We start from the raw sequence: 19,581 nt of genomic DNA on the forward strand, positions 1-19,581 counted from the left end.
CAAATGGCAGAAGTCACTATAGAAAAGCTAGCCAGTGATGTCGGTACTACTGTTGAACGGTTAGTGCAGCAATTCGCTGATGCCGGTATCAATAAAGCAGCCGGACAGGTAGTCAGCGAAGATGAAAAGAAATCTTTACTGGAACATTTAAGTGCACAGCATGGTGGAAACTCATCAGAGCCAGCGCGCTTAACGTTAAAGCGCAAAGAGAAGACCACGTTGAGTGTGTCTGGTGGCGCAGGTCGTAACCGTGAGATTCAGGTTGAAGTTCGAAAACAAAAGACCTTCGTGAAAAAGCCTCTGGTTGATGAAGCGACATTAAAAGCACAGGAAGAAGCCCGTTTAGCAGAAGAAAAAGCGAAAGCCGAAGCTGACCTCGCGCGTCAGGAAGCGGATCGCAAAGCAAGAGAAATTGCGGCAGCAAAAGCCAAAGAAGAGGCTGAACGCAAAGCTGCAGAAGCTAAACGTCGTGAAGAAGCTAAGCAAGCTCAGCTGGTGAAAGATGATCCGGAAGAAGCGGCACGTCGCGCAGCAAAAGAAGAAGCCCGTAAAGAAGCTGAGCATATTCGTCAGCAGCAAGAGGCTGAAGCACTTCGGAAGCTAGAAGAAGAAGCGGCCAAGCAAGCCGAAGCTGCCCGTAAACTGGCAGAAGAAAACAGTGAACGATGGGCTCAGGAAGAAAAAGCCAAGCCAGCAGACACTGATGATTACCACCTAACCAGCAACGAGTTTGCTAAACAGGCTGAAGATGAAGTGGACGCGAAAGAAGAGCGTGCAGGTCGTCGTGGTGCAGGCAAAAAAGCGCCTCCTGTAAAAGGTAAAAAGAAAGACGATGCTAATGACAAAGAAGCATTTAACCGTGCTAACCGTCATGCTAAGAAAAAGAAAACGCCGACGAGTATGCAGCATGGCTTCAACAAGCCAGCTCAGCCGGTTGAGCGTGAAGTGAAAATTGGCGAGACCATCACTGTTGCTGAGCTGGCAGCCAAAATGGCCGTTAAAGCATCAGAAGTTATTAAAGTGATGATGAAAATGGGTGCTATGGCAACCATTAACCAGGTTATTGATCAGGAAACGGCGGCCATTGTCTGTGAAGAAATGGGCCATAAGTTTACGCTGACAAAAGAAAATGAGCTGGAAGAAGCGGTAATGTCTGACCGTGAAGGTCAGGGTGTACTAGAGTCTCGTGCACCGGTTGTTACGGTAATGGGTCACGTTGACCATGGTAAAACATCATTACTGGATTATATCCGTAAAGCGAAAGTTGCTGCAGGCGAAGCCGGTGGTATTACCCAGCATATCGGTGCCTACCACGTAGATACTGACCGCGGTATGGTCACGTTCTTAGATACGCCAGGTCACGCTGCGTTTACGTCTATGCGTGCTCGTGGTGCTAAAGCAACGGATATCGTTATTTTGGTGGTAGCGGCTGATGACGGCGTGATGCCACAAACCAAAGAAGCTATTCAGCATGCGAAAGCTGCTGGTGTGCCGTTAGTGGTTGCAGTTAATAAAATGGATAAGCCAGAAGCTGATCCAGAACGTGTACGTAACGAACTGTCACAATACGATGTTATTTCAGAAGAGTGGGGCGGTGATGTTCAGTTCGTGCCAGTATCGGCTAAATCTGGTATGGGTATTGACGACTTACTAGAAGCCATTTTGAACCAATCTGAACTGTTAGAATTAAAGGCCGTTAAAGATGGTTTAGCGCGTGGCGTGGTAATTGAGTCACGTCTGGATAAAGGTCGTGGTCCGGTTGCGTCTATACTAGTGCAAGCTGGTACGTTGAAGCAGGGCGAAATCGTACTGTGTGGTTTTGAATACGGCCGTGTTCGTGCGATGCGTGATGAGAACGGCAAAGACGTTAAAACGGCTGGCCCATCTATTCCGGTAGAAATTTTAGGTTTATCTGGCGTACCTCAGGCGGGTGACGAAGTTACTGTTGTAAAAGACGAGCGTAAAGCTCGTGAAGTTGCGCTGTATCGCCAAGGTAAATTCCGTGATGTTAAGTTAGCACGTCAGCAGAAATCTAAGCTGGAAAACATGTTTGCTAACATGACTGAAGGCGATGTGTCAGAACTAAATATCGTACTGAAAGCTGACGTACAAGGTTCGGTAGAAGCTATCATTGAATCATTAATGAAGCTGTCGACTGACGAAGTTAAAGTTAAAATTGTTGGTAGCGGCGTAGGTGGCATTACCGAAACCGACGTAACATTAGCCGCAGCGTCTTCAGCTATTGTTATCGGCTTTAACGTGCGTGCTGATGGTACTGCACGTAAGTTAGTCGAAGATGAAGGTCTGGATTTACGTTACTACGGTATCATTTATGAGCTGTTAGACGAAGTTCGTGCAGCAATGACCGGTATGTTAGCGCCTGAATTTAAGCAACAGATCATTGGTCTGGCGCAAGTACGTGACGTGTTCCGTTCACCGAAATTCGGTGCGGTTGCCGGCTGTATGGTTACCGAAGGTGTTATTAAGCGTAACGCGCCTATCCGCGTACTGCGTGACAACGTGGTTATATTTGAAGGTGAGCTGGAGTCATTACGTCGCTTTAAAGATGACGTTAGTGAAGTTCGTAACGGCTTCGAATGTGGTATCGGCGTGAAGAACTACAACGATGTTCGCGAAGGCGACCAAATCGAAGTGTTCGAAGTGATACAGGTTGAACGTACCCTGTAACAGGCAACGCAACAATAAAACAGGGGCCGACGGCCCCTGTTTTGTCTGCTGCATACAACGGAAATAAGTGTATGAGTAAAGAATTCTCGCGCGTCGACAGATTGTCGCAGCAAATGAAAAAAGAAATGGCCGTGATCTTACAGCGTGAAATTAAAGATCCGCGTTTACACAGCATGATTACGGTCTCCGATGTGGAAGTATCAAGAGACTTATCGCATGCCAAGGTATTTGTGACCTTTTTAGGCCTTGCCGATGAAAAGGTTGAAGACAACCTTAAAATTTTAAACGACGCGTCTGGTTTTGTCCGAAGCTTAATTGGCAAGCGGATCCAGGCACGTATTGTGCCCCACATTCGTTTTGTGTTTGATGAGTCGCTTAACGAAGGTATTCGTATGGCCACCTTGGTTAGCTCAGCTCGCGCTGATGATGACCGTCGCCGGTTGGAATCAGGCCAAGCGTTGGATGATGTTGACGCAAATAAAGACGCAGCGGATACAGAAGTCAGCAACAGCGACGAGCCTAATAACTAATGGCGCGTAAAAATGCCCGTGCGGTAAATGGCATTTTATTACTGGATAAGCCGCTGGAAGTTAGCAGTAACGGCATTTTACAGCGTGTTCGTTGGTTGTTTCAGGCTCAAAAAGCCGGTCATACTGGGGCATTAGATCCCATGGCGTCAGGTTTACTGCCTATATGTTTTGGTGAGGCAACCAAGTTTAGCCAGTTTCTACTCGATACGGATAAAACCTATCTCGTTACGGCGACCTTTGGTGTTAGAACTAATACGAGTGACAGCGAAGGTGAAATAATCAGCGAAAAGCCGGTCAATTTCAGCCAGGCAGAGCTGGAGCTGGCGATGCAGGCGTTTCGCGGGGATATTCTGCAGGTGCCAACGATGTTTTCTGCTTTGAAGTATCAAGGCCAACCATTGTATCGCTATGCGCGCCAGGGTATCGAAGTACCACGTGATGCAAGGCCCATTAGTATTTTTCGCTTCGAGCTACTGGCAATGGCGGGTAGTAATGCTGATTTTATAGTGCACTGTTCAAAAGGCACCTATATTCGCACACTGATTGATGATTTAGGTGAGGCGCTGGGGTGTGGTGCTCATGTTGCTAAGTTGCACCGAACTCAGGTTGGCCCGTTTGACGCGGCGCAAATGATTACGCCATTACAATTGGATGAATTGGCTGAAACTTGTCATCAAAGTACCGATTTCACCACTATGGACAGCCTGCTACTGCCGATGGATGCGGGTATTGTTGCTATGCCTAAAATAGTTCTGACTGGTGCTGAGCAGCATCGGTTACAACATGGCCAGAGTTGTCAGGTGACTGCGCAGAACATTACGGCAATAAAACTACATGGTCCTGACGATAGTTTTTTTGGTATTGGCGAGATAACCGATAGTATCTTAAGTTCACGGCGTTTACTTAATACAGCTGCACTGTAATGCTAGTGAAAAACGTATTGAGAAAAAACCGTAAAATGGTATAATCGCGCGGTTTTTTGGGCTTGCTGGATGAGTGATCGGCAATTCCCTTATTTTAGTTCACTCACATTTGGAGTTACATATGTCTTTAAACGCTGCTGATAAAGCAAAAATCGTTGCTGACTTTGCTGTTAAGCAAGGCGACACAGGTTCACCAGAAGTACAGGTAGCCCTGTTAACTGCGTCAATCAACCATTTACAAGGCCACTTTGCCCAGCACAAGCACGACTTCCACTCTCGTCGTGGTTTGTTGCGCATGGTTAGCCAGCGTCGTAAATTACTGGATTACTTAAAAGGTAAAGACCAGAGCCGTTACGCCACACTGATCGAGCGTTTAGGCTTACGCCGTTAATCGGTTTAAGTAAAAAAGGGGCTTTTAGCCCCTTTTTTTATATTAGGCGATGAAATTTTCTACAAACTTAACGATTGACTGAACTATCTTTCCGCTTTGGTTACAGAGTATACTACGTAAGAATTAAACGACAAAAATGACATCGCAATTAGGCGATTAAGTAAAGGAAACAAACACGTGACTCCCATCGTAAAATCATTCCCATTCGGCCAACACACTTTTACCTTAGAGACCGGCGTTATCGCCCGTCAGGCAGATGCCGCAGTGCTGGCCAGCCTGGGTGATACGTCAGTTTTAGTAACGGTAGTGGGTAAGAGAGAGCCAAAACCTGGTCAGGATTTCTTCCCGTTAACGGTAAATTATCAAGAAAAAATGTATGCTGCCGGTCGTATCCCTGGTGGTTTCTTTAAACGCGAAGGCCGCCCATCTGAAGGTGAAACCTTAACGTCGCGTTTAATCGACCGCCCAATTCGTCCACTGTTTCCTGAAGGCTTCATTAATGAAGTTCAGGTTATTGCTACTGTTGTATCCGTACAGCCGGAAATTCAACCCGATATCGTAGCGTTAATCGGTGCCTCTGCTGCGCTGGCGTTATCAGGTATTCCGTTTGCTGGCCCTATCGGTGCGGCTCGTGTTGGTTATATTAATAACCAGTACGTCCTGAACCCGTCAGAAGAAGAGCTGAAAACCTCTAAGCTGGACTTAGTGGTAGCCGGTACTTCCAGTGCTGTGTTAATGGTTGAATCTGAAGCCGGCATTCTGTCTGAAGATGTCATGCTAGGTGCAGTAATGTATGGCCATGAGCAAATGCAAACGGCTATCAATGCTATCAATGAATTTGCTGTTGAAGGCGGGAAGCCTAAGTGGAACTGGCAGGCTCCTGCGAAGAACCAGCCGTTAATTGATAAAATTGACACATTAGCACGCGCTCAACTGAGTGAAGCTTATCAAATCACTGAAAAAGCCAAACGCTACGAGCGTATTGGTGAAATCAAAGCCGCTTTAGTTGAAAAATTAACTGCTGAGCTGGCTGACGGTGAAGAACTTAATAAAAACGACGTCGGCGATATTTTCCACGAGTTGGAATCTAAAGTGGTACGTGGTCGTATTACCAAGGGCGAGCCGCGTATCGATGGCCGTGACCCGGAAATGATCCGTGGTTTAAGCGTGATGACGGGCGTATTGCCTCGTACTCACGGTTCAGCCTTGTTCACCCGTGGTGAAACTCAAGCGCTTGTAACTGCAACTTTGGGTACTGCCCGTGATGCACAAAATATCGATGACTTGCTAAGTGCAAAAACCGACACCTTTATGCTGCACTATAACTTCCCTCCGTACTGTGTTGGTGAAACCGGTATGGTTGGCTCGCCTAAGCGTCGTGAAATTGGTCATGGCCGTTTAGCGAAGCGTGGCGTACTAGCTGTTATGCCTGATTTTAATGACTTCCCATACACTGTTCGTATCGTGTCTGAAATCACTGAATCAAACGGTTCAAGTTCTATGGCATCGGTGTGTGGTTCTTCATTAGCACTTATGGATGCTGGCGTACCTATCAAAGCATCTGTAGCGGGTATCGCTATGGGGTTGGTTAAAGAGGGCGACGATTTCGTTGTTCTGTCAGACATCTTAGGTGACGAAGACCATTTAGGTGATATGGACTTTAAAGTAGCGGGTACTACCGACGGTATTACAGCGCTGCAAATGGATATCAAAATTGATGGTATCACCAAAGAAATTATGCAAATTGCGCTTAAGCAAGCTAAAGCTGCCCGTTTGCATATTCTGAACGTGATGGACCAGGCTATCAGCGGTCACCGCGAAGAAATGTCAGAATACGCGCCGCGAATTTACACCATGAAGATTAACCCGGAGAAAATCCGCGAAGTTATCGGAAAAGGTGGTGCAGTAATTCGTCAGATCACTGAAGAATCAGGTACTACCATTGAACTGGAAGACGACGGCAGCATTAAAATTGCCGCTACAACAGCCAAAGCGGCACAAATTGCTATCGACAAAATCAACGCTATTACTGCTGAAATTGAAGTAGGTACCATTTATGAAGGTGAAGTCGTACGTATTGTTGATTTCGGTGCCTTTGTAAACGTGTTACCGGGTAAAGATGGCTTAGTGCATATTTCACAAATCTCTGATGAGCGCGTGAATAATGTTTCTGAACACTTAACTGTTGGTCAGAAAGTTGCCGTTAAGGTGTTAGAAGTCGACAAGCAAGGCCGCGTGCGCTTAAGTATTAAAGAAGCGACCGCTAAACCTGCTACTGAGCCTGCAAATGTTGAAGACAATGCCTAATAGGCTGTTAAGTCAAATAGCGCCTTTGGCGCTATTGGCTTCGTTACTTGGCGGCTGCGCTTCGCAGCCGGCCATGCATGCTGGTTGGCTTGTACCAGAACCGCTTGCCGCGTCAACCCGTACTGAATTGGCTATCGCCCGGTTAAGTGAAATCTTGTACCGTGCAGAGTTGTCGGAAGAACAGTCTGCGCAGTTATACTACGACCGTGGTGTGATGTACGATAGCGTTGGGTTACGTTCATTGGCTCGCCTGGATTTTATTCGCGCTTTGCGTTTAAAACCTGATATGGCGGACGCATACAATTTTGTTGGTATTCACAATACCGTTAATGGTGACTTTAACTCGGCATTTGAAGCATTTGATTCTGCTTTAGAGCTAGCGCCCGAGCATGAATTTGCCTATTTAAATCGTGGTATTGCGTTATATTATGCTGGCAAAACTGAATTAGCTCTAACTGATTTCAAACGTTTTTTGGCGTTAAAACCTAACGATGCTTACCGTGTTATTTGGTTATACCTTGCCCAAAGCGATGTATCCACTGAGCAAGCCCGCACTGAATTGAAGCAGAACCTTGCTAAGTTAGATAAGGCGGAATGGTCTACTAACATAGTGCGCTTTCTGGCGGGAGAAATGGCTGAGCAAACGTTGCTTGATTCTGTATTACAAGATTTAAGCAATTCACAGCTGTTGGCCGAAAGATTGTGTGAAGTGTATTTCTACTTGGCTAAATGGCATGAAAGCCAGAATCGTCAGGAGCAAGCATTAACTTATTACAAGCAAGTATTGGCGACTAACGTATTTGAGTTTGTTGAGCACCGCTATGCCCGCTTGGAAATAGCACGTTTGCGAGGTGACACTATGCCCGCCAGCGAATACGATGAGCCGTAATATATTGGTACAACGATTTATAAAAAGCCGGTTTACCGGCTTTTTTGCTTTTCTGTTACTGAGTGCTTGTCAGCCGGTAAATAATAATCAGGCTGAGTTGACGCGAAGGGCTGCAGACGACCCCGTTGCTGCAGTTACGTTAGCGAGTCAGCGCTTAGCCTCGGCAGAGTATGATGCAGCGCTGCGTTGGTTTCGACATGCAGCGTTACTTGGCGATGATATTGCGTTGCATCATGCCTTGCAGTTACAACAGCGCGAACAAGGTAGGCTTGCTACAGCGCAGTGGCTGCAGCAACAACTTGATAGCAATATCATTGATAACGCTGCCGTAAATCTGGCACAGCGTGCTGAGTTGGGATTATGGCAACAAAACAAACCCCGTATTGCGGGCATTTCCCATGCTCTTGGCTGTAAACTCACGTTGCAACCGGTTATTAGTCAGCAGGCTGGGGCAGACAACTGGCAAAGCTTATCTCAGCAATGGCAACAAGATCCGCAGTTGTCGCAGCTACCAGTCTGTTTTTTGCCAGTATATACTCTGGATAGCACCGTTTTGGGCTGTACAGAAAGCAGTGACACCCTTATACAGTGCCATTATCGAGCACTTGACACTGTTGTTGAAACTGGCAGATTTAGCCAGCTATTGGTTATTGCTGGGCGGGGTAAAGCCAGTTACAACAACGGTATTTTGCAGCTGCCAGACAATGCTGACTTGGCATTATTTCGTCACGAGTTTATGCATGTTTTGGGCTTTGTAGATGAGTATCCTTTGACAGAGCAAGCGGCTATGGCGATATGTAAGCCGGGTATGCGCTACCCCAATCTTATTATTGGTGACAATAGCACAGCGTATTTGCAACATTGGCAATTAGCGCCAGAGGATATTGCTTTAACCGCTGTAAAAACCTGCCAGTCTATTGGGCAGCAAGCCTATCGTGTGGTAAGTACAACAAATGTGATGCGATTTTATGAGCTTGGATTACCGGATTTATATCTGGCTTTAGCGCAACAAGTGTTGCAAAACCCACAGCAGCTAATGCCGGTACAATATTATTTTGCTTACCTTGCTAGACAGCAGCAAAGTTGGTTGCAGTGGCAACAGTTTATGCAACGCGCATCTGAACAAGGTTATGCAGATGCGCAGCAAGCATTAGCAGTAGATTAACAGGGACTAGTCTGCGCTTAGTTCTGACAGTTCTCGGCTTAAGAGCTCAGCATCGCCTAAGTTAAGTTCTAACAACCGGCGTAAATGTGAGACGCTTTCTATATCTATTTTTTCGCAGTGCAATCCTATTACCGTATCAGAAGTATGCGCAACGCTAACGCTCATAATTACTTCCAACGGAAAATCATCCAACTGAATACGCAATTGAAGTTGCTGAGGTATAGCCGTTGGCCAGTCGTTAGGTTTGCTGATCAAGGCACCTTGCAATGAGAGATCCAGTACTTCAGTAAATAAGCTGTGCTCACCCATATCAAGATGAGCTTTGCCTTTAAAATTGACCCGGCTAAAACGTCTGTTATCCATTTCGTCCCCCATTAATCTTTATTGAGCATAGCGTCTTTTAAGTTAAACAAAAGCACGACAATGCTCCCGCAGTATATCTTTAGCATTGTAGCTTGGAAAGCAAAGTAAGTTCCGATTGATTTAGTAGAATATGTTAGTTAGTTTGACTTATTGTAAATTAACATTCACCAGGTAGAATGAAATAAAGTTTTGGTGCGTGTTTGGAGGGCTTATGAAAGCAAGCTTGTTTATATTGTGTTTTTATCTAACGGGGTGCTCAGGAATTGTGTTTAATTCTAACATGGGTCCTTACGTGCAGAACAAAGCAGAAAATAGTATTAGAGCGGGTGTGGTAAAAGAATACTCCGAGGGTGAGATTTGGCAATTAAACGCTGCTGTAGTGGGGTATGTTGATGCAGACTACTGCCAGGTTGATAGAATGGATGAAAAACCCAGCCAGGGCTATTTGATGACAAAACTAAAGATTGATACACAGCGCTTAGGCGGTAACGGCGTTGTCTTTCAAGCATGTGGCCTGCAAACCACAAGAGCAAGTTGGTTATGCGTATATGGCCTGCAAAGGCACTGCTTACATGGTAACAAATTAGCGCTACAGCTAGGAATGAAATTAGTGTGGAGGCAACACAAGTAGCTGATTTCGCATTATATAAAAGCGCCTTATGGCGCTTTTATATAATGCATTAATTACAATCTTTGTTAGCTAATATCTTCACCTGCTGCCTGGCGGTCGGCATGGTAGCTTGAGCGCACAAAGGGGCCACTGGCAACATGCTTAAATCCCAGCTCGTAAGCAATGCGTTTAATCTCGTCAAACTCGGCCGGTGGCATATAGCGTTTTACTGGTAAGTGGTGTTTACTCGGTTGCAGGTACTGGCCCACCGTAAGCATGTCGACATCATGCGCACGCAGGTCTTTTAATACTTCAATCAGCTCTTCCGTGGTTTCACCCAGGCCGACCATTAAACCAGACTTGGTTGCAACTTCCGGGTGGGCCGCTTTATAGCGTTGTAACAGTTGTAGCGACCATTTGTAGTCAGCACCGGGACGCGCAAGCTTGTATAGTCGTGGCGCGGTTTCCAGATTGTGGTTAAACACGTCTGGTGGGGTTTGCGTCAAAATATCCAGTGCAGTATCCATGCGGCCACGAAAATCAGGTACCAGCACTTCAATTTTTATTTCAGGGTTATGTTTACGTATTTCACTAATGCAGTCGGCAAAATGTTGCGCACCACCATCGCGCAAGTCGTCGCGGTCGACTGACGTAATTACAACATATTTTAGTTTCATGTCACGAATGGTCAACGCCAGTTTTTCAGGTTCTTCAGCACTTGGCGGCAGGGGGCGGCCATGCGCTACGTCGCAGAATGGGCAGCGACGGGTGCATATAGCGCCAAGGATCATAAACGTAGCGGTACCATGATTAAAGCATTCTGTCAGGTTGGGGCAAGCGGCTTCTTCGCATACAGAATGTAAACCATGTTTGCGCAGTGCGCCTTTAATCTGGTCAATACGTTCTGAGCTTTTTGGCAGTTTGATTTTTAGCCACTCGGGTTTACGCAACATTTGATCTGGCTCTGTCGGTAACACCTTCACCGGAATAAGTGCCATTTTTTCCGCGTCGCGCAGTTTTACGCCCGGTTCCATACGTGCAGTTTTAGTCATTTTGCCAGTCTAACCCTGTGGTGTGCTGCAGTGTCGCGACATTCAGTTGCTGCATAAAACACTGCACTATTCTTTGTTTGGCCTCGGCAATACTTTGCGGGCCGCCTAAATCGTTTGATTGGATCATCGTCATACCAGCATAACCACAGGGGTTAATACGGGAAAACGGCGCCAAATCCATATTTACATTTAATGCCAGGCCATGAAAGGTACAGCCTTTGCGCACTCTTAAACCTAACGAGGCAATCTTGGCATCATTAACATAGACACCTGGCGCATCGGATTTGGCATAAGCATTGATGCCATAGGATGCTAATAATGACACCAGCACCTGCTCAAGTAACGTAACCAGCTGGCGTACGCCTAAGTTACGTCGCTTTAAATCGAATAATACATAGACTACCAGTTGCCCAGGGCCGTGATACGTTACCTGGCCACCCCGATCAACTTTTACCACCGGTATATCGCCGGGAAACAACAGGTGTTCCTCTTTTCCGGCCTGCCCCTGGGTAAACACCGGGTTGTGTTCCAGCAACCACAATTGATCCGGTGTGCTAGCGTTGCGCTGATCCGTAAACTGCTGCATGGCATGCCACACGGTAGTGTAGTCCTGCAATGCCAGATCACGTACAACGAGTTGGCTATTTATATGTTGTTCTAAAGGCACTTGTTGTCCGGCGTGGTTCGAAACGCTGTGCATTATACCGCCTTATACATGGAATACGAATGGCTATGCCTGTGGTATTACCTTAAAGTACGTAACGCACCAGCTCAATTTTGCCAAGCTCAGTGTACAGCAGTTCAATATGCTGCTTACTGGTCACAGTTACGTTGACAGACACGGAGTGATAAGTGCCTTTGCTGCTAGGCTTAACGGCCGGGCTATAATCACCGGCCTCAGTATGTTCCCGCACCACAGCCATCACTTGATCTACCAACGCGTCTTCAGCCAGGCCCAGTATTTTGAAACTGAACTGGCAAGGAAATTCCAGATATTCGTCGAACTTGGTATTTTTTACTTCTTGCACCATGGTTGTCTCTCTGTCGCAGGTGTTGCTGTTAATAGGTGTATTGTAACAAAAAGTCCCGGGCGTTGCCGGGACTTCATCCGTTTACAACTGAGCCAGTTAGATAAACTGCATTTTAATATAGTCAATCATCCGGCTGAAGATACCACCTTCGGCAACATCTTCCAGTGCAACTAACGGATAGGTAGCAATGTCTTCACCATTGAGTTTAAGGTAAATAGTACCAACTTGCTGGCCCTTGGTTATGGGGGCAATAAGTTGTTGATTCAAGGTAAAGTCTGCCTGTAGGTTTTTGCGTTGGCCTCGCGGAATTGTAACTTGCACTGACTGCAAAATACCGAGCTGGATATTCTCTTTATCACCCTGCCAAATTCGTTGCTCAGCAAACTGCTCTCCAGCTTGATAAGGCATATAGGTTTCAAAAAAACGAAAGCCGTAGGTAAGTAATTTTTTATTTTCAGTTTGGCGACTACGCTCACTGTTAGTGCCCATTACAACTGATATAAGCCGCATGCCATCGCGTGTTGCAGATGTAATTAAGCTAAAGCCAGCTTCACTGGTGTGGCCGGTTTTTATACCATCAACGTCCAGGCTGCGATCCCACAACAAAGAGTTACGGTTGTATTGTTTAATGTTGTTATAGGTAAATTCTTTTTCAGCGTAAATAGCATATTCTTCTGGTACATCACGGATAAGTGCTGCTGCCAGTATGGCCATATCTCTTGGTGTAGAAAAATTCTCTGCACTTGGTAAGCCATGTGAGTTACCAAAGCGGCTGCTATGCATACCCAAGCGCTGAGCGTGGGCATTCATTAAATCAACAAAGGCACTTTCACTGCCTGCAATATGCTCTGCCATGGCGACACAGGCATCATTCCCTGATTGGATAATTATACCTTTATTTAAGTCTGCTACTGAAACCTTGGTGCCCACTTCAATAAACATCAGTGACGAACCCGGAAAGTTTTTCGCCCAGGCATTTTCACTGATAGTCACCATATCGTCATTGGTGATATTACCGTTTTTTAACTCAGTACCAATAACATAGCTAGTCATCATTTTTGTTAAACTAGCAGGGGCTAATGACATGTCTGCATTATTTTCAGCTAAGACTTTATTAGTGTCAAAATCAAGCAGGATGTGACCTTTAGCGGCAACCTCAGGTGGCTCAGGCATTACCGTTTGGGCTTGAGCCGTAAGGCTAATGCTAGCGAGTGTAAGGGCGGCAACGGAGAAAACGTGGCAATAACTATTCATGAGACCTGTTCTTTTAATTTATGGATGATTAAACACTAATTCGAGTTCAGCTGCACTGCTGGCTATCAGCAAAATAGGCTGATGGGAAACTTCCCGTACGCAATTGACTTAGCCAGCGTTGAGCCTGTTGCTTGTCATGTATCGGACCCACCAACAAGCGAAAAATTCCACTGGCAGGGCGAACTTCAGACGGCAATGCTTGTTGCTGCTTCAGTTCTTGCTGCAATTGCGAAAGCTTATTGCTGTCGACGCTGGCAAAGACCTGAATATAGCATGGCTCGACAGGTGTTGTCTGTGCCAGCATGGCCGGCGACTGTAACAGTTCTAACTTAACTCTGGCTGTACCTTGTTGTAGCATCCCCAGCTTGTTGGCAGCAGAATAGGATAAGTCAATAATGCGGTTGGGGTGAAACGGGCCGCGGTCATTAACTCTGACAATGGCAGTTTGTTTGTTATCCAGATTAGTTACCTTAACGTATGACGGTAGCGGTAGCGTTTTGTGGGCCGCTGTCATAGAAAACATGTTGTAGGTTTCACCATTTGACGTCAGATGGCCGTGAAATTTATTACCATACCAAGACGCAATGCCAACTTCAGTATGATCTACAGCACTAATTAATGGCGTGTAATCTTGGCCAAATAAATTATATGGCTTGTTGCCGCCTCGACTAAGCGGTTCAGATTGAGGCGTTGGGTCAGTCATTTCCAATAAGGTTGGGAGTCGCTTGGGAATGCTGTCTTTGCTTTGTTGATAACGACCGGCATTAGGCTCGCTGGCGCGGCTCTGAGCATTATCACGTGTATTGCTGCATGCCGACAGCAGACAGAGATGGCAAAGCACTACCCACAAGTATTTCATCATGGCGTTGCCAACATGCGTTTATGTGTACAGACAGACATTATTACCCCAAAAGCAGCCATCAAAGTTACCATAGAGGTACCGCCATAACTTACCAGCGGCAGTGGCACTCCCACAACCGGTAGCAAGCCCGATACCATACCGATATTAACAAATACGTAGACAAAAAATGTCAGGGTAAAACTCCCCGCAACTAACTTACTATAATTCTCTTGTGCCTGAGTAGAAATGAACATGCAACGGGCAATAATAAACAGATAGACACCTAACAAAACCAGCACGCCCAGCAACCCCATTTCTTCACTTACCACGGCAAAGATAAAATCGGTGTGGCGTTCAGGCAAAAATTCCAGTTGTGACTGTGTGCCCTGTAGGTAACCTTTACCTTCTAACCCACCTGAGCCAATAGCAATTTTTGATTGAATAATGTGGTAGCCAGAGCCAAGTGGATCGCTTTCCGGGTTAAGAAAAGTGAGGACACGTTGACGTTGGTAGTCATGCATCAAAAAAATCCACAAGACCGGTAAAAATGCCGAAATTACGCCAGCAACAAAAATAATAATGCGCCAACTCATGCCGGACATAAACAACACAAACACACCCGCAGTAGCAATTAAAATAGAGGTACCCAAATCGGGTTGTTTGGCAATAAGTAAGGTGGGAATAGCGCACATGAGAAAACCCACCAACAAATGCCATAGTCTGGGAGGTAAATTGTGCGACGAGATAAACCATGCCACGGCCATTGGAACGGCCAGCTTCATTACTTCTGACGGTTGAAACTTCATAAAGCCTAAATCTAACCAGCGCTGGGCACCTTTACCCACGTGTCCAACCAATAACACGGCAACTAATAAGCCTAAGCCGGCAATAAAAAGCGGCAATGACCAGCGCTTCAAGGTTTGAGGCTTAACCTGCGCAATAGCTACCATCACCGCCAGGGCAACGCCAAGACGAATAAGCTGAGCTTTCATCATGATCATATTTTGGCCTGAGGCACTGTAGAGGATCATTAGGCCAAAGCCCATCAGTAGCATTAATCCGAGCAGTAAGGGGCCGTCAATGTGGAACAGCGCCAGCCTGCTTTGTCTGGCTGAGCTGTCAAACTGTTCATTCATTGGCGTTTACTCCGGCGGTAAAGTAATAGTCCAGCATATGCCGTGCTATCGGCGCCGCATTACTGCCACCGCCACCGGCATTTTCTAATGCTACAGCGATAACAATACTTGGGTTGTCGTAAGGCGCATAGCCAATGTACATAGCATTATCCCGCAACCGTTCATCTATCGCCTTGGCATCATATTTTGCATCCTGGGCAATGGCGGCTAGCTGTGCGGTGCCTGTTTTACCTGCCGCATCATAGCTGGCACCAATAAACGCTTTGTGTGCCGTGCCTCCGATGTCTTTCACTGTGCGATGCATGGTATCTCTTACCACCTGCCAGTTATTTGGGTCTACAACTTCTATTGCCGGTTGTAATGGTGGTGAGTGAAAAGTGGTGTTTTGTTCATCGCTAAAAGCAGTTACCAGATGTGGCGTAGCCAACTGCCCCTCATTTAATATTACGGCCGTGGCAACAATCAGTTGCAGTGGGGTCGTCGTCCAGTAACTTTGGCCAATACTTAACGGCACGGTATCACCGAGATACCAAGGCTGATTGTGTCTGGCGCGCTTCCAGCCGCGAGATGGCATAATGCCGCTACTTTCTTCAAAAATATCAATGCCGGTTCTTTCACCAAAACCCATTTTTCCCATGTATTCAGAGATACGATCAATGCCGAGTTTTACCCCTAATTCGTAGAAAAATGTATCGCAGCTCTTCATCACCGCAGTGTAAATATCTACCCAGCCATGGCCCCAGCTTATGTGGTCGCGAAAGCGGTGGTCGACATTTGGCAGCATAAAATATCCCGGGTCCCAAATTTTACTGCTGGGTGTAATGGTATTCGTTTCAAGGCCGAGTAATGCGAGATGTGGTTTAATCGTTGACGCCGGAGGGTAGGTAGCTTGTGTTACCCGGTTAAACAGTGGTTTGTCGCGCGAGTGCAGCAGTGCATTGTAGTTGGTTGAGCTAATACCGTGGACAAACAGGTTAGGATCGTAACTTGGGTTGCTATAAAACGCCAATACTGCACCATCACGCGGGTCCATCGCCACAATAGCGCCACGTTGATCTTTTAGCACTTGCTGAGCAGTGAGTTGTAAGCCAACATCTAGTCCCAGATGAATATTTTGTCCAGACACTGCAGGAACTGAACGCAATACCCGGATTAGCCGGCCACGGTTATTAACTTCAACTTCCTGGTAACCCATGGTGCCATGTAACTCACGCTGGTAAAAACGTTCCAGACCAATTTTGCCAATATCGCGGCTGGCGGCATAGTTAGCGGCCTCACCATCTTCATCAAGTTGTTGCAGTTCACGGGTATTTATTTTGCCAATGTAGCCTAGCGCATGAGTAAACAGATCACCAAACGGATAATGGCGGCTTAAACGGGCTTCTACCGTAATACCCGGGAAACGGTGTTGATTCGCAGCAAGTATGGCAACTTCGGTATCGTCGAGTTGCTCTTTTAATGCAATGCTATTAAAGCGGCGCTGTGCTTTGACATGCTTGAGGAATGACTCTATTTGCTCTGGTGTAATATCAATTAACTGAGCCAGTGCTGAAAGCACCTCATCCATATCTTTGATTTGTTCAGGTACCAGCTCCAGTGAGAAAACCGGCCGGTTTTCCGCAAGTAAAATACCACTTCTATCGTAGATTAGACCGCGATTAGGTGCCATCGGCATAACTTTAATGCGATTACCTTCAGAGCGGGTTTGATAATCTTGATACGAGACTATCTGCAACTGATATTGGTTAAAGATAATGACGCAAAACAGTATCGCAACAACTGACATTGCTACCACAGCCCTGTGGTTAAACAGTCTGGTTTCGGCAGCGAAATCCTGGATGGCAACGCGCTTTTTTAACATCTTTACTCGCGATGATAAGGATGGTTAGTACAAATGCTCCATGCCCGATACAAACTTTCTGCCAGTACGACTCTCACCATCGGGTGAGGCAGTGTTAGCGCAGACAGCGACCATTTAGCCTCACTGGCAGCGATACACGCTGGTGCCAAACCCTCTGGTCCGCCAACCAGCAAACAGACATCACGGCCATCTCGTTGCCAGTCGGTTAACTTACTGGCCAGCTGTGGGCTACTCCAGTTATCACCGGTTACTTCCAGTGTCACTATTTTGCTACCCCGCGGCACAACCGCCAGCATTTTTTCACCTTCTTGTTCAAGAATGCGTTTAATATCAGCGTTTTTACCCCGTTTCCCCGCGGGTATTTCGATTAATTCCAACGCCATATCGCGCGGAAAGCGGCGGGCGTATTCGTCGTAGCCGCTTTGTACCCAAGCTGGCATTTTACTGCCTACAGCAATCAGTATTAACTTCATACTGGTTTAAGCACCCCAAAGTTTTTCCAGCTGGTAAAAGCTGCGGCTTTCTTCCAGCATGACGTGCACAACTACGTCGTCCAAATCTAGCAAAACCCACTCACCAGAGCTTTGGCCTTCAATGCCTAGCGCATTAATACCGGCTTTTTTAACTTCTGCCGCAACATAGTCAGCAATTGATTTAGTATGTCGATTAGATGTGCCTGAACACACTATCATGAACTCTGTTACGCTAGACTTACCACGGACATCTAACACAACAATATCACGGCCTTTCATATCGTCAATTTTGTCTTGAACAAAACTTACTAACTCGGATGTTTGCACCCTAAATCCTCTGCACATTAAAAAAGCGGCATTTTAGCATAGTTTACGTCTGGCGATAGCTCTTACGCCTGATAGAGTTGTTGTGTAGCAATATAGTTCAATACGACAGGATCTAAAGTGTCAGTGCCTGGGTTAGCGCTAACAAGTTGTTGACGAATATGGCTGGCACTGATGGCGTGAAGTGGGTTATCAAGCAGTAAAATTTTACCGGCACTAACCTGTTTCAGCGACGTTACATTGTTGATGCCATAGTGCTGCAATAGGAATGGCGCATCACCCTCTGCCGCGCTATATCCTGGCCGTTGGCATACCAAAATATGGGCCTGCTTTAAAATACCTTGCCAGTCTTTCCACTGTTGGAAGTAGCAAAGTGAGTCCATGCCAATAATAAAGTAGAAACGGCTGTTGGGTTCGCGGTGGGTGAGCAATGCTAAACTGTCTGCGGTGTAAGACGCGCTTTGCTTGTCCAGCTCCAGCCTTTCCAATGAAAGCCTTGGGTAAGATTGTATCGCCAGTGTTACCATAGCGGCGCGTTGTTCACTGGTTGCACCAGGTGTGGCGCGATGTGCAGGTAAATGGCATGGCATTAGTCTAACTTCGTCAAGTTGACAGTGCTGCTGCACGAAGCGAGCACAGCTAACGTGTCCCAGGTGTACCGGGTCAAAAGTTCCCCCCAGAATGCCAATATGCTTAGTCATATCCCGCCTGTTGTTGCAGTGAAAACGCTTTAGGTACTGGCTGAATAAACAAGGTAACCAGGTGTGCTAGTGCAACGTCAGTATTACTCAGGCGACCTCCTTTATATAGCCGGTCGAATGCTGCCAGTTCTTGTAGCAGATAATCCAACCAGTTAATGGAGAGCCGTTTTAACGCCTGTTGATACAGCGGTTGGCGCTTTGGCCAGATAGCCAACGTTTTAAAGAGATTATTGAGGTTGTGCTTCTCAGCCTGTTGCAGTTGTCGCAGTTGTAGTACTTCTTTTTGCAGTTGCCAGGCGATAATCACCGGTTCGACATCTTGCTGACACAAACGCTGCAGCTTGTGCAACGCATCGTGGGTTTGGCCTTGCAAGATAGCATCAACTAACTGAAACACGGTAAAGTTTGAATGGTCAGCTAAAAACTGACTAAGTGAGGCGGCATCCAGCGGCTGGTCAATATTACTCAGTGCCAATTTTTCCAGTTCTTGCCTTGCAGCTAAAAGGTTGCCCGCACAGTGCTGTTGTAACAATGTCAGTGCGTCACTACTGAGCTGCAGCTGGAGTTGTCGGGCGCGTTCTTTTAACCATTGCATACTTTGACGCTCATCCAACGGATAAACGGGTACTTGTACCGCTTGGTTTTGCAATTGCTTAAACCAGGCCAGCTTACTGACTTCGCTATGGCTGCGATCGCCATGAATAAGCAGAATAATGTCCTGATGTAACTGTTGAGGTAGCGCTTTTAACTGTTCATTTGCTGCAGTGGACAGCTTTTGCTGTGCCAGTTCTAATTCAATAAGCCGTTTTTCAGCAAATAATGACATCGCTTGAAGCTCGTTGTTGAGTTCATTCCAATCAAATTGCGTATCGGCAGTCAGGCTAATGCGTTCAGCAAAGCCTTTTTGTTTGGCTGCAGCGCGAATGGCGTCAATGGCTTCAAGTTTTTGCAGTGGTTCATCACCAAACAGCAAGTAGCAGGGCGCTAGCGCACCAGCTAAATGCTGGGGTAATTGATTGGCATACAGTTTTTGCATCAACCT

At 46.4% G+C, this 19,581-nt stretch carries 20 protein-coding genes; 8 read left to right on the top strand and 12 right to left on the bottom strand.

Annotated features, from left to right (window positions below):
• The first annotated feature begins 3 nt into the window (after positions 1–3).
• The 7 genes from infB (at position 4) to H595_RS0102365 (ending at position 8,893) form a co-directional block, all read left to right on the top strand.
• Positions 4–2,688: a translation initiation factor IF-2 gene (gene infB / locus H595_RS0102335; protein ID WP_027669736.1), complete on the top strand. Its 2,685-nt coding sequence runs from the start codon at positions 4–6 to the stop codon at positions 2,686–2,688.
• A gap of 71 nt (positions 2,689–2,759) precedes the next feature.
• Positions 2,760–3,218 carry a 30S ribosome-binding factor RbfA gene (gene rbfA / locus H595_RS21495; RefSeq protein ID WP_037053468.1) on the top strand — a complete coding sequence of 153 codons (459 nt, stop codon included), beginning with the start codon at positions 2,760–2,762 and terminating at the stop codon, positions 3,216–3,218.
• Positions 3,218–4,141 (top strand): tRNA pseudouridine(55) synthase TruB, encoded by a 924-nt coding sequence (truB, locus tag H595_RS0102345; RefSeq protein WP_027669737.1) that lies wholly within the window; start codon positions 3,218–3,220, stop codon positions 4,139–4,141. The genes rbfA and truB overlap by 1 nt, the downstream gene beginning before the upstream one ends.
• 121 nt (positions 4,142–4,262) lie before the next feature.
• Entirely contained in the window at positions 4,263–4,532 is a 270-nt protein-coding gene (gene rpsO, locus H595_RS0102350; protein WP_027669738.1) for a 30S ribosomal protein S15, read from the top strand.
• Positions 4,533–4,709: 177 nt separating this feature from the next.
• Positions 4,710–6,839, top strand: a complete 2,130-nt coding sequence (gene pnp / locus H595_RS0102355) for a polyribonucleotide nucleotidyltransferase (protein WP_027669739.1) — start codon at positions 4,710–4,712, stop codon at positions 6,837–6,839.
• Entirely contained in the window at positions 6,820–7,728 is a 909-nt protein-coding gene (nlpI, locus tag H595_RS0102360) for a lipoprotein NlpI (protein ID WP_205623156.1), read from the top strand. Before pnp ends, nlpI begins: the two co-directional genes overlap by 20 nt.
• Positions 7,718–8,893, top strand: a complete 1,176-nt coding sequence (locus H595_RS0102365; protein WP_027669741.1) for a hypothetical protein — start codon at positions 7,718–7,720, stop codon at positions 8,891–8,893. Before nlpI ends, H595_RS0102365 begins: the two co-directional genes overlap by 11 nt.
• A gap of 6 nt (positions 8,894–8,899) precedes the next feature.
• Here the strand turns inward: H595_RS0102365 and H595_RS0102370 are convergent, their stop codons facing one another.
• On the bottom strand, positions 8,900–9,256 hold the full coding sequence (locus H595_RS0102370) for a PilZ domain-containing protein (RefSeq protein ID WP_027669742.1): 357 nt from the start codon (positions 9,254–9,256) through the stop codon (positions 8,900–8,902).
• A 292-nt stretch (positions 9,257–9,548) separates the two neighbouring features.
• Between H595_RS0102370 and H595_RS0102375 the strand changes: the two genes are divergently transcribed.
• Positions 9,549–9,887, top strand: coding sequence for a hypothetical protein (locus H595_RS0102375; protein WP_156885905.1), 339 nt, complete (start codon positions 9,549–9,551; stop codon positions 9,885–9,887).
• A 65-nt stretch (positions 9,888–9,952) separates the two neighbouring features.
• Here the strand turns inward: H595_RS0102375 and lipA are convergent, their stop codons facing one another.
• The 11 genes from lipA to holA form a co-directional block, all read right to left on the bottom strand.
• The gene (lipA, locus tag H595_RS0102380) at positions 9,953–10,918 is read right to left on the bottom strand and encodes a lipoyl synthase (protein ID WP_027669744.1); all 966 of its coding nucleotides are present in this window, start codon (positions 10,916–10,918) and stop codon (positions 9,953–9,955) included.
• Positions 10,911–11,618, bottom strand: coding sequence for a lipoyl(octanoyl) transferase LipB (gene lipB / locus H595_RS0102385; RefSeq protein ID WP_051219705.1), 708 nt, complete (start codon positions 11,616–11,618; stop codon positions 10,911–10,913). Before lipB ends, lipA begins: the two co-directional genes overlap by 8 nt.
• Before the next feature lie 49 nt (positions 11,619–11,667).
• Positions 11,668–11,949: a DUF493 family protein YbeD gene (gene ybeD / locus H595_RS0102390; protein WP_027669746.1), complete on the bottom strand. Its 282-nt coding sequence runs from the start codon at positions 11,947–11,949 to the stop codon at positions 11,668–11,670.
• A 96-nt stretch (positions 11,950–12,045) separates the two neighbouring features.
• Positions 12,046–13,203, bottom strand: a complete 1,158-nt coding sequence (locus H595_RS0102395; RefSeq protein ID WP_027669747.1) for a serine hydrolase — start codon at positions 13,201–13,203, stop codon at positions 12,046–12,048.
• Positions 13,204–13,249: 46 nt separating this feature from the next.
• The gene (locus tag H595_RS0102400) at positions 13,250–14,065 is read right to left on the bottom strand and encodes a septal ring lytic transglycosylase RlpA family protein (RefSeq protein ID WP_037053472.1); all 816 of its coding nucleotides are present in this window, start codon (positions 14,063–14,065) and stop codon (positions 13,250–13,252) included.
• Positions 14,062–15,180 carry a rod shape-determining protein RodA gene (gene rodA / locus H595_RS0102405; protein ID WP_027669749.1) on the bottom strand — a complete coding sequence of 373 codons (1,119 nt, stop codon included), beginning with the start codon at positions 15,178–15,180 and terminating at the stop codon, positions 14,062–14,064. The genes H595_RS0102400 and rodA overlap by 4 nt, the downstream gene beginning before the upstream one ends.
• Positions 15,173–17,041, bottom strand: a complete 1,869-nt coding sequence (gene mrdA / locus H595_RS0102410; protein ID WP_027669750.1) for a penicillin-binding protein 2 — start codon at positions 17,039–17,041, stop codon at positions 15,173–15,175. The genes rodA and mrdA overlap by 8 nt, the downstream gene beginning before the upstream one ends.
• A gap of 2 nt (positions 17,042–17,043) precedes the next feature.
• On the bottom strand, positions 17,044–17,514 hold the full coding sequence (rlmH, locus tag H595_RS0102415; protein ID WP_027669751.1) for a 23S rRNA (pseudouridine(1915)-N(3))-methyltransferase RlmH: 471 nt from the start codon (positions 17,512–17,514) through the stop codon (positions 17,044–17,046).
• Positions 17,515–17,520: 6 nt separating this feature from the next.
• Positions 17,521–17,841 (bottom strand): ribosome silencing factor, encoded by a 321-nt coding sequence (gene rsfS, locus H595_RS0102420; RefSeq protein ID WP_027669752.1) that lies wholly within the window; start codon positions 17,839–17,841, stop codon positions 17,521–17,523.
• Between the two features lie 62 nt (positions 17,842–17,903).
• Positions 17,904–18,539 (bottom strand): nicotinate-nucleotide adenylyltransferase, encoded by a 636-nt coding sequence (gene nadD, locus H595_RS0102425; protein WP_027669753.1) that lies wholly within the window; start codon positions 18,537–18,539, stop codon positions 17,904–17,906.
• The gene (gene holA / locus H595_RS0102430) at positions 18,532–19,575 is read right to left on the bottom strand and encodes a DNA polymerase III subunit delta (protein WP_027669754.1); all 1,044 of its coding nucleotides are present in this window, start codon (positions 19,573–19,575) and stop codon (positions 18,532–18,534) included. The genes nadD and holA overlap by 8 nt, the downstream gene beginning before the upstream one ends.
• Between the last annotated feature and the right edge of the window lie 6 nt (positions 19,576–19,581).

It is taken from the genome of Rheinheimera baltica DSM 14885 (assembly GCF_000425345.1).
Classification (GTDB): domain Bacteria; phylum Pseudomonadota; class Gammaproteobacteria; order Enterobacterales; family Alteromonadaceae; genus Alishewanella; species Alishewanella baltica.

What these genes read in the sequence shown, in the direction of transcription:
- infB (WP_027669736.1), top strand. Translation starts at nt 4, where the DNA reads ATGGCAGAAGTCACTATAGAAAAGCTAGCCAGTGATGTCGGTACTACT.
- rbfA (WP_037053468.1), top strand. Translation starts at nt 2,760, where the DNA reads ATGAGTAAAGAATTCTCGCGCGTCGACAGATTGTCGCAGCAAATGAAA.
- truB (WP_027669737.1), top strand. Translation starts at nt 3,218, where the DNA reads ATGGCGCGTAAAAATGCCCGTGCGGTAAATGGCATTTTATTACTGGAT.
- rpsO (WP_027669738.1), top strand. Translation starts at nt 4,263, where the DNA reads ATGTCTTTAAACGCTGCTGATAAAGCAAAAATCGTTGCTGACTTTGCT.
- nlpI (WP_205623156.1), top strand. Translation starts at nt 6,820, where the DNA reads ATGTTGAAGACAATGCCTAATAGGCTGTTAAGTCAAATAGCGCCTTTG.
- H595_RS0102365 (WP_027669741.1), top strand. Translation starts at nt 7,718, where the DNA reads ATGAGCCGTAATATATTGGTACAACGATTTATAAAAAGCCGGTTTACC.
- H595_RS0102370 (WP_027669742.1), bottom strand. Translation starts at nt 9,256, where the DNA reads ATGGATAACAGACGTTTTAGCCGGGTCAATTTTAAAGGCAAAGCTCAT.
- lipA (WP_027669744.1), bottom strand. Translation starts at nt 10,918, where the DNA reads ATGACTAAAACTGCACGTATGGAACCGGGCGTAAAACTGCGCGACGCG.
- lipB (WP_051219705.1), bottom strand. Translation starts at nt 11,618, where the DNA reads ATGCACAGCGTTTCGAACCACGCCGGACAACAAGTGCCTTTAGAACAA.
- ybeD (WP_027669746.1), bottom strand. Translation starts at nt 11,949, where the DNA reads ATGGTGCAAGAAGTAAAAAATACCAAGTTCGACGAATATCTGGAATTT.
- H595_RS0102395 (WP_027669747.1), bottom strand. Translation starts at nt 13,203, where the DNA reads ATGAATAGTTATTGCCACGTTTTCTCCGTTGCCGCCCTTACACTCGCT.
- H595_RS0102400 (WP_037053472.1), bottom strand. Translation starts at nt 14,065, where the DNA reads ATGATGAAATACTTGTGGGTAGTGCTTTGCCATCTCTGTCTGCTGTCG.
- rodA (WP_027669749.1), bottom strand. Translation starts at nt 15,180, where the DNA reads ATGAATGAACAGTTTGACAGCTCAGCCAGACAAAGCAGGCTGGCGCTG.
- mrdA (WP_027669750.1), bottom strand. Translation starts at nt 17,041, where the DNA reads ATGTTAAAAAAGCGCGTTGCCATCCAGGATTTCGCTGCCGAAACCAGA.
- rlmH (WP_027669751.1), bottom strand. Translation starts at nt 17,514, where the DNA reads ATGAAGTTAATACTGATTGCTGTAGGCAGTAAAATGCCAGCTTGGGTA.
- nadD (WP_027669753.1), bottom strand. Translation starts at nt 18,539, where the DNA reads ATGACTAAGCATATTGGCATTCTGGGGGGAACTTTTGACCCGGTACAC.
- holA (WP_027669754.1), bottom strand. Translation starts at nt 19,575, where the DNA reads ATGCAAAAACTGTATGCCAATCAATTACCCCAGCATTTAGCTGGTGCG.